At 45.1% G+C, this 1,853-nt stretch carries 2 protein-coding genes; both read left to right on the top strand.

The genetic code is table 11. The annotated features are described in order from the left end of the window. The first annotated feature begins 183 nt into the window (after positions 1-183). The gene (locus tag O9X78_RS20665; protein ID WP_269621579.1) at positions 184-1,062 is read left to right on the top strand and encodes an AlbA family DNA-binding domain-containing protein; all 879 of its coding nucleotides are present in this window, start codon (positions 184-186) and stop codon (positions 1,060-1,062) included. Positions 1,063-1,189: 127 nt separating this feature from the next. Then, complete coding sequence (locus tag O9X78_RS20660) at positions 1,190-1,741, top strand: hypothetical protein (RefSeq protein ID WP_269621578.1); 552 nt, start codon at positions 1,190-1,192, stop codon at positions 1,739-1,741. The last annotated feature ends 112 nt before the right edge of the window (positions 1,742-1,853 follow it).

Below are 1,853 nucleotides of genomic sequence, written 5' to 3'. Positions count from 1 at the left end.
CTCTTGTCGTTGGGTGATATGTAATCCCGGCACGCTGTTCTCCAAGGGAAAATCAAAGTACCGAACGTTACACCCAACCGGCCAAGATAGTTGTCGTCAACCGGTCATCCTAATTGTCGCCGAACATACGCTCGTATATGTGCTGATGTCCATTGCCACGATAGTAAGTTGGTGGCTCATGGTATGCCATTTCACTCATCGGCCTTTGAACGGGTAACTGAATTTCTCGGCTTAGGTAAGTTCCATGGTTCTAGTGATGGCAGAAAGGGCGAGTTGTGTATTGATATCCCTGATCGGCGAGGTTGTCTGATAATGTCTGATCAAGATGTTTGCTTTCACAGCAATGTTGCCGATACGTTGTCGGTGGTCGGGGCTATTGATGATGAGCCTGTTACCTTAACGAACCAGCTGGAGAAGCATGGCTTTGAACCGGATAAGGCCGTGGATGTGGAGCTGTGGTTGGTGACACCGGCCAATGAAATTCTTGACTACTGTTCTTCAACTGAATGGGAGCATCGATACGGAGCTGAATCGAATAACACGGACTTGGAAAAGCTGCTGGGCATCATATCGGCAGGGGAGAGTGAACACTGTGAATTTAAGGCATATATAGACCTTGTCACCAAAAAGAACGCCAAAGCCTGGGAGTTAGATAAAACGGTGTGTGCGCTTTCGAACCACCAGGGAGGAAAGCTATTTATCGGCGTTGACGATGAAACCCGTATTATTGGTATCAATGAGGGGTGCCAAAAGCACTATCAGGGGGAATCGGATACAGAAAATGCCGAATCGTATCAAAAAGCGGTCGTGAAGCGCTTACAGGAATCACTGAACAAAAATCAGTGTTTTAATGCCTATTTAATAGAGCACAACGAATTGTTTGTATTGGTCGTAGATGTCCACAAAGCCAATGGCCTGAACTATCTCTTGGCTACAAAAGAGGCTTATATTCGTCGCGGAGCCTCATCCCCCAAAATGACGCCGACGGAAATGCAGGCTTTTCCAGCTGAACGTGATGCGTTTGGGCGCGAGCGAATCTATAGCGAATCTATCGACTATTGAGTTTCAGGGGTGAGTTATATTTCAGCCAGTATTTCGTCTGGAGATTCTATTTCTGAAAGGCATTGAAACTGGCTGATACTCCTGCTGTGAAGAGGACTGTAAACAACAGTTATTATAGGAAGTATATTTGATGCCTTTATCAATACAGGACTTAATTGAAGACCCAAGATTAGAGCGATTGTTCACCACTAAGGGAGAGCAGTGTGCAATCCAAATTTGGCTTCTGCAGATAAAGCAAAGTACCGGGGTTGAGTCACATCTGCTGTATGGTCGAGCCTTGCCCTATGATTTTTCCAATGATCAATGGAGTACTACCAGAGATGACCAGTTTTCAGACTGTGATGGTGTGTCATGTCAAGTATTGCGTATCAATCTGTACTGTAATCCACAAAACCTGGCTAGAGTCGTTGCTGCTTTTTCAGACGGTGATACGTTATTGGAAGTGAATGATAAGTGTGGTATGTCGTTTGCACATGGCGAAGATGAACATCGTTTTGGTAGCTTCAAACTGGATGATGACCTTACATATAGACCTGTTTCGTTCTATCCGGCCAGGAGTGATTATGAGAATCAAGGGGCGAAAAGCACACATGCATCATCAGGAGAGTTCAGTGCGGCGATAACAAGCTTGAACAAGAGACGCTTATTCGAATTTGGTGATAACTGCGTATTCCGCTGAACCTGATCAGTCGTACCGCTTGAACGTGATCACTTAATCCACCTCATACATCATGTGCCGTCTTTTTACTTTAAGTGATCATCTTCAGTCAATGTAGTCATCAGTTTTCGCA

This window comes from Zhongshania aquatica (assembly GCF_027257955.1).
Classification (GTDB): domain Bacteria; phylum Pseudomonadota; class Gammaproteobacteria; order Pseudomonadales; family Spongiibacteraceae; genus Spongiibacter; species Spongiibacter aquatica.
This window is presented reverse-complemented; position numbering and strand designations above follow the sequence as displayed.